Consider the following 5727-nt stretch of genomic DNA (forward strand, 5'->3'; position numbering starts at 1 on the left):
CGGCACGCGCCCTGGGCGCGGCGGCACCGGCCGGGGCGGGCCCCACGCAAGGTGCAGTACAGGCGCAGCTGGCCGCACAGCAGCCCACGCCAGCCGGCGTGGCGCAGGCGGCAAGCAGCATTTATGGGCAGCGCAGGCTACAAGAGCTGGAAGCGCAGCAGCGGGAGCGGCTGGCGGCGGCGGTGGCGGCGGCGCAGGGGGGCATTAGGAGTACGAAGGTGAGTGCGCCGGCGGTGAGCTGGCCGGTGGCCTGGACGAGTGAAGAGGCTGCAGTACGGCCGGGGAACGTGGTGGCCCCCCATGTGGTCACTCCTCCTAGCGTCGGGTTGATGAGGGAGGACCTGCGCGGGCCGTGGCCTGCGGAATGGACGGAAGAAGCCGTGCTGGGGGTGGAGATGAGCCACCCGCCGGGACGGCTGGGAGAGGTGTCAAGGTGGTGCATGGAGAATAGCTACCTGCCGTTCCTCCAAGCGGCGGTAACGAGCACCTTCGCCGTGGCCGCCGGGCTGTTTGGCCACAGCTGGCAGCTCCCGCAATCCGGGCTCAACCTGTACATAACGATGGTGGGAAGGAGCGCGGTGGGAAAGGAGGCGGTGCTGGGCAGTGCGGGGCGGATTATGCAGGCGCTGCAGAAGCTGAACCCGAGCGCCGGGAGGTTCTTCCACTTCGGCGCCTTTGCCAGCGGGCCGGCGTTGAGACGGATGGTGGCGGATGACCACAGCAGTGTGGCCATCTTCGTCGGGGAGTGGGGGTACGTGGTGCAGGGGCTGGGGGATGTGACGAACGCCAATGCGCTGGGCATACGCAGGGAGGTGACGGACCTGTTCCAAAAGAGCGCCGCCGGCAGCGTGGCGGGGGGCCGGGTGTACGCGGACAAGGAGAAGACCGTGGAGCTGGCCAAGAACGTCGCTGTCACGCTGGTGGGGGAGACGACGCCCGACCTGTTTTACAGCAGCCTGAGCTATGACATCCTGGCAGACGGCTTCCTTAGCCGCTTCTGGATCATTGACTATGACGGCGACCGGCCTATCACCAACGCTCGCATCAACAATGTCTTTCCGGAAGACCTCGCCAGGTACTTTGCCCAGGCGGCGGTGCAGGCGGAGAAGCTGGCGATGACGAACACGTGGACGGACGTGCTGTTTACGGACAAGGCGAAGAAGATCTTCGAGGACTTTGACAGGTTCTGCGTCAGCAAGTTCTACGGCCGCGAGGATGAAGCCCTGCGGCAGGTGTGGAACAGGGCGCACCTGAAAGCCCTGAAAATCGCCGCGCTGTGCGCGGTGGCGGATAGCTACATGAAGCCGACGGTGAGAGAACCACAGGCGGTGTGGGCCACGGAGCAGGTGTTGCGGGATGTGTACGGGTTGCTGCGGAGAGTGGAGAGCGGACAGGTGGGGGGCAGCACGGAGACGCAGCAGATGAAGATTGTGCAGAGCCTGATTAAGGAGTACCTTGCGGGCGGGGCCAAGAAGTGTGAAGAACGGCTCAGGGTGGCCGGCGTGGTGCCGCACAGCTGGCTGATGGAGAGGGTGCAGGATTTGGCTCCGTTTAGGAAGCACCGGCTGGGGGCGCGGCTGGCGCTTAAGCAGGTGGAAGATGAGCTGATTTCCCAAGGCACCCTGCAGCAGGTGGGAGGCACGGACGTGAGGGACAAGTTCCAGTACCACGCGGCGACTAAACTCTTTTACGTTTGTTACACCCCGGAATAGAGGCAACGGGGCGTACACTGTGCCCATGCGGTTAACCACACCGGGGGCAGCCTGCCACGCAGCCCCTGCAAAGTGTGGTTATCCACGGTGCCCACTGCAGGGCGAACACAGGAGGTAAACAGAAATGGACGTGTTGCAAGAATGGTATGAGACGCAGCAGCAGCTGCAGGCGCTGAAGGAAAAGGAGGCGCGGCTGCGCAAGCTGGTCGCCGAGAGCTTCGATGTGGAAAAGGACTTTACCGGCACCAAGAAGCGCCCGCTGGGCAACGGCTGGACGCTGGAGGCCAGCTGGAGCCTGACGTACAAGGTGCTGCCCGATGTGGTGGAAGAGCTGATGCCGGAGCTGCTGGACAAAGGGATTGACCCGAGGGCGGTGGTGCGGTGGAAGCCGGAACTGGACAAGCGCAATTACAACGCGCTGACGCCGGAGCAGCAGCAGGTGATGAACCTGTGCATGGAAGTGAAACAGGGGATGCCGACTATGAAGGTGGTGGCACCCAAGGGGGCGGCACAATGAACAAGATGCTGATGCTGGAACGCAGCCGCAGGGTGCAGGCCGCCCTGCTGGCCGCCCTGGCAACGGGGGCCGGCGTGGCCGGGGTGCTGTGGCTGGTGAGGTGGATGGTGGGAGGCGGGCAATGAAAGACGTGCTGAACCTGCTGTCCGATATCCTGCTGCAGCACCTGTGGCGGATTAGGGAGCTGCAGACCAAGGGGCAGAACATGAAACAGGAAATGCTCGAAATGAAAGAGTTGCTGGAGCTGTACCTGGTGGCGCTGCAGTGCGCGAAGCTGGAGAAGGAGAAGTACGCAGATGAATGAAACCAAAAAGGGCGGGCAGTACACGGGCCAAGAGCTCGCCGTGCTGCTGCGCGCCAGCATTAAGATGGGAACGCTGATGCGCCAGCACCGGGAGTTCCTTATCAACGTGCTGGCCAATTACATGGGCGAGCAGGAGCATGCGCAGCTGGTGCGGCTGCTGAACAAGCAGTACGAGGAGATGAGCAAGCAATGCGCACAGGCCACGTGGTTACTGGAGCGTGAACATGCGCGGCAGCAACGCACAGAAGAAGAGGAGCAGGCACATGGTCAGTAAGAAGAAGCTGAAGAAGGCACTCGGCATACTGCAGCATGCGCTGCTGGGCATGTCCGGCTTCCTGCAGGTGCTGGACCAGCAGAGGCAGGAGGCGCTGCGAGCGCTGGCGGAGCACGATGCGGAGCTGGCCAAGACCCTGGCGCGCAAGTTCCAGGCCTCAGACCGGACGATTACCACAATGCTCCGCGATGAAATGGAACAGGGGATGGAGGATGCAGGCGACGATTGAACTGCCCCCGGAGCACGGGCAGCGGCTGCTGGCGGCGCTGGTGGCGTATGCGGCGGAACTGCGAGAGCAGAGGGCGTTGCTGCTGCTGGCGCTGCACGCGGCGCAGCCCGTGCAGGCGGCGGAGCTGGAAGCCACGCTGGATGGGCGCATTGAAGCCCTGGCGGTGGGGTGGCAGGATGTGGTGGATGTACTGACAAGGGAACTGCAGAAACATGAAGGTGATTCAAACAGAGGTAATCGAAATCAAGACCGCCGAGGAGATTTTCGAGGCGGCCATGAACTGCGCGGGGCTGATGCGGGACCAGAGGGACGAAGCGCTGGAAGCCTTGACGGTGAAGGACGAAGCGCTGGCCAAGACGCTGGAGGAACGCTGGCAGAAGGAAGCGGACAAGATGGTGGCGGACCTGGAAAGCAAGATGGACACTTTGTGTGGGGGTAAGCTGAAGTGAGAGACGAACTGGATGTGTGGCGGCAGGCCAAGGACGAGTTCGTGGGTGCGCTGCGCCTGGCCAAGCGCTACCGTGGGCGGCTGCAGCAGCTGGTAAAGGAGCTGGACCCGGACCAGCAGGCGGCGCTGCAGGCGGAGTGGGACAGTGAGCCGCTTTCCAAACAGGAACAGGAGGTGCTGCAATGGCTGGAACCGTGAGCCACGATGTGAGCGAGCTGGTGGCGGCGCTGCTGTACCTGGCTAGCGAGCTGCAGAGCGAGCGCAATGAGCTGCTGCAGACGTTGCACGATTACGATGAAGATGTCTGGCAGGAACTGGGCGAGGAGTACAATGGGCGGCTGCGCAAGCTGTTCGACGAACATCCGGTGCTGCACAAACTGAACGAGGAAGCGCAAAATGCAAAGCGAAGAGCGGCCAAGCGATAGCCTGGTGACGCTGATTGCGGTGCTCAATGAGCTCGCGGAGCAACGCGCACAGGTGCTGCGCGTGCTGTACGCGCTGGGCAACGTGAACCCCGAAATTGCCGACGCTGAGGCCACGCAGCTGAACAAGCGGAACAAGGCGCGGCTGAAGGACTTGGACGAAACCACCCGCGTGCTGGTAATGCACGCGATGCAGAAAGGACAGCAACAATGGCTCTCACAATCACGAGCAGTATGAGCGCCCCGGAGGCCATTGCGTACCTGCGGGCAGCGATGGAAGAAGCCCCGCGCTGGTGTGGCAATCCGCACCAGCTGGAGATTCTGGTCAACGAAACCGAGAAGGTTCTCAAGATGTTCGAAGAAAGCATTGAGGAAAATGAGCGGCTGCTCAACCTCATGTACGGCACCGTGGCGGACCTGGAGCGGGCCAAGGGCAGTATTGAAAGCGCCATCACGGCGCTGGAGGGGTAAAGCCATGGCATTTACCTTTACCACCGCAGAGCAGCAGAGCCGCGACAGCGGCCTCAAGTGCCTCGTGTACGGCCCCAGCGGCATGGGCAAGACGATGCTGTGTGCCACGCTGCCCGCGCCGCTGCTGCTGAGTGCGGAGAGCGGCCTGCTGAGCCTGAAGCGCAAGAACATCGAGAAGGTCTACGGGGTGGACACCCCGGGGGTGAGCTACGATATCCCCGTTGTGGTCATCAAGACCTACGAAGACCTGCTCGACGTTTACCAGTTCTTGCTGACCCCGGACGCTGCCGGCGTGCGCAGTGTGTGCCTGGACAGCATCAGCGAGATCGCTGAGGTGGTGCTCAGCAACCTCAAGCGCAGCGCCAAGGACCCGCGGCAGGCATACGGCGAGATGATGGAAAAGGTCATGGACCTCGTGCGCAAGTTCCGCGACCTGCCCGGCAAGAACGTCTACTTCAGCGCCAAGCAAGAGGCGGTGAAAGATGAGCTGACGGGGGCGCAGCTGTACGGCCCCAGCATGCCCGGCACCAAGCTTGGGCCTGGCTTGCCGTATTACTTTGATGAGGTGTTCAGGCTGGGTATGCAGAGGCAGCAGGACGGCAGTATTATGCGATTCCTGCAGACGCAGCCCGACATGCAATACGTGGCAAAGGACCGCAGCGGGGCGCTTGATGCGCTGGAGCCGCCGCACCTGGGCTACCTGCTGAACAAGATCCACGGTTAACCACACGTTGCCCACAGGAGGGCGAGAAACATGGTCGCATTCAACTTCAACACGCAGAACCTGCCGGATGGCGGCGACGGGTTCGACCTCATTCCGACGGGCTGGTATGCCGGCTTTGCGGACGAGACCAGCATCAACCCCACACGGGACGGCGCGGGGGCCTACATCAAGGCCCGCTTCCGCATCCAGGGTCCCACGCACGCCAATCGCGTGATTTTCAAGAACTTCAACATTCGCAATTCCAACGACAAAGCGGTGGAAATCGGCTACCGGGAGCTGGGCCAATGGTGCCACTCCGCCGGCCGCCCCGCGATCAACGACACTCAGGAGCTGCACGGGGCGCTGGTGGAGTTCTACGTCACGACGCGCAATGACCCGACCGGGCAGTACGAACCGCAGAACGAGATCAAACGCTTCCGCAAACCCGGCACCGGCGTGCTTGGCCCCACCGTGGCCGCCACCATGCCGGTGGGTGCTGCACAGCCCCAGCAGGCATACACGCCGCCGGCAAACAACCCGTTTGCCGCGCAGGTGCCGCGTGGTGCGGTGGAGCAGGCCAGCGCGGTCGAGTTCGCCGAGCAGGGCGGGGATGCCGCCGGCGCGGTGGACGTGCTCGATGTGGTAGG

At 63.0% G+C, this 5727-nt stretch carries 13 protein-coding genes; all 13 read left to right on the plus strand.

Annotated elements, in window-relative coordinates:
• On the plus strand, window positions 1–1712 hold a 1712-nt coding region (locus Q0216_RS09495), incomplete at its 5' end, for a hypothetical protein (RefSeq protein ID WP_298594852.1).
• 124 nt (window positions 1713–1836) lie between these two features.
• Window positions 1837–2229, plus strand: coding sequence for a hypothetical protein (locus tag Q0216_RS09500; protein WP_298594854.1), 393 nt, complete (start codon window positions 1837–1839; stop codon window positions 2227–2229).
• Window positions 2226–2354, plus strand: coding sequence for a hypothetical protein (locus Q0216_RS09505; RefSeq protein ID WP_298594856.1), 129 nt, complete (start codon window positions 2226–2228; stop codon window positions 2352–2354). The genes Q0216_RS09500 and Q0216_RS09505 overlap by 4 nt, the downstream gene beginning before the upstream one ends.
• Window positions 2351–2533 carry a hypothetical protein gene (locus tag Q0216_RS09510; protein ID WP_298594858.1) on the plus strand — a complete coding sequence of 61 codons (183 nt, stop codon included), beginning with the start codon at window positions 2351–2353 and terminating at the stop codon, window positions 2531–2533. Before Q0216_RS09505 ends, Q0216_RS09510 begins: the two co-directional genes overlap by 4 nt.
• Window positions 2526–2807 carry a hypothetical protein gene (locus Q0216_RS09515; RefSeq protein WP_298594860.1) on the plus strand — a complete coding sequence of 94 codons (282 nt, stop codon included), beginning with the start codon at window positions 2526–2528 and terminating at the stop codon, window positions 2805–2807. Before Q0216_RS09510 ends, Q0216_RS09515 begins: the two co-directional genes overlap by 8 nt.
• Window positions 2797–3036 carry a hypothetical protein gene (locus Q0216_RS09520; RefSeq protein WP_298594862.1) on the plus strand — a complete coding sequence of 80 codons (240 nt, stop codon included), beginning with the start codon at window positions 2797–2799 and terminating at the stop codon, window positions 3034–3036. The genes Q0216_RS09515 and Q0216_RS09520 overlap by 11 nt, the downstream gene beginning before the upstream one ends.
• A 212-nt stretch (window positions 3037–3248) precedes the next feature.
• Window positions 3249–3485: a hypothetical protein gene (locus Q0216_RS09525; RefSeq protein WP_298594864.1), complete on the plus strand. Its 237-nt coding sequence runs from the start codon at window positions 3249–3251 to the stop codon at window positions 3483–3485.
• Window positions 3482–3682 (plus strand): hypothetical protein, encoded by a 201-nt coding sequence (locus Q0216_RS09530; protein ID WP_298594866.1) that lies wholly within the window; start codon window positions 3482–3484, stop codon window positions 3680–3682. Before Q0216_RS09525 ends, Q0216_RS09530 begins: the two co-directional genes overlap by 4 nt.
• Window positions 3667–3909: a hypothetical protein gene (locus Q0216_RS09535; RefSeq protein ID WP_298594867.1), complete on the plus strand. Its 243-nt coding sequence runs from the start codon at window positions 3667–3669 to the stop codon at window positions 3907–3909. Before Q0216_RS09530 ends, Q0216_RS09535 begins: the two co-directional genes overlap by 16 nt.
• Window positions 3881–4144 (plus strand): hypothetical protein, encoded by a 264-nt coding sequence (locus Q0216_RS09540; RefSeq protein ID WP_298594869.1) that lies wholly within the window; start codon window positions 3881–3883, stop codon window positions 4142–4144. Before Q0216_RS09535 ends, Q0216_RS09540 begins: the two co-directional genes overlap by 29 nt.
• Complete coding sequence (locus tag Q0216_RS09545; RefSeq protein WP_298594871.1) at window positions 4117–4377, plus strand: hypothetical protein; 261 nt, start codon at window positions 4117–4119, stop codon at window positions 4375–4377. Before Q0216_RS09540 ends, Q0216_RS09545 begins: the two co-directional genes overlap by 28 nt.
• A 4-nt stretch (window positions 4378–4381) precedes the next feature.
• Window positions 4382–5101, plus strand: coding sequence for an ATP-binding protein (locus Q0216_RS09550; protein ID WP_298594873.1), 720 nt, complete (start codon window positions 4382–4384; stop codon window positions 5099–5101).
• 30 nt (window positions 5102–5131) lie between these two features.
• On the plus strand, window positions 5132–5727 hold a 596-nt coding region (locus Q0216_RS09555), incomplete at its 3' end, for a hypothetical protein (protein ID WP_298594876.1).

It is taken from the genome of uncultured Rothia sp., assembly GCF_937976295.1.
Lineage (GTDB): Bacteria > Actinomycetota > Actinomycetes > Actinomycetales > Micrococcaceae > Rothia.

Excerpts from the sequence above, each read along its gene's own strand:
- Q0216_RS09510 (WP_298594858.1), top strand. The coding sequence starts at position 2,351 with ATGAAAGACGTGCTGAACCTGCTGTCCGATATCCTGCTGCAGCACCTG.
- Q0216_RS09500 (WP_298594854.1), top strand. The coding sequence starts at position 1,837 with ATGGACGTGTTGCAAGAATGGTATGAGACGCAGCAGCAGCTGCAGGCG.
- Q0216_RS09545 (WP_298594871.1), top strand. The coding sequence starts at position 4,117 with ATGGCTCTCACAATCACGAGCAGTATGAGCGCCCCGGAGGCCATTGCG.
- Q0216_RS09515 (WP_298594860.1), top strand. The coding sequence starts at position 2,526 with ATGAATGAAACCAAAAAGGGCGGGCAGTACACGGGCCAAGAGCTCGCC.
- Q0216_RS09540 (WP_298594869.1), top strand. The coding sequence starts at position 3,881 with ATGCAAAGCGAAGAGCGGCCAAGCGATAGCCTGGTGACGCTGATTGCG.
- Q0216_RS09525 (WP_298594864.1), top strand. The coding sequence starts at position 3,249 with ATGAAGGTGATTCAAACAGAGGTAATCGAAATCAAGACCGCCGAGGAG.
- Q0216_RS09550 (WP_298594873.1), top strand. The coding sequence starts at position 4,382 with ATGGCATTTACCTTTACCACCGCAGAGCAGCAGAGCCGCGACAGCGGC.
- Q0216_RS09520 (WP_298594862.1), top strand. The coding sequence starts at position 2,797 with ATGGTCAGTAAGAAGAAGCTGAAGAAGGCACTCGGCATACTGCAGCAT.
- Q0216_RS09505 (WP_298594856.1), top strand. The coding sequence starts at position 2,226 with ATGAACAAGATGCTGATGCTGGAACGCAGCCGCAGGGTGCAGGCCGCC.
- Q0216_RS09535 (WP_298594867.1), top strand. The coding sequence starts at position 3,667 with ATGGCTGGAACCGTGAGCCACGATGTGAGCGAGCTGGTGGCGGCGCTG.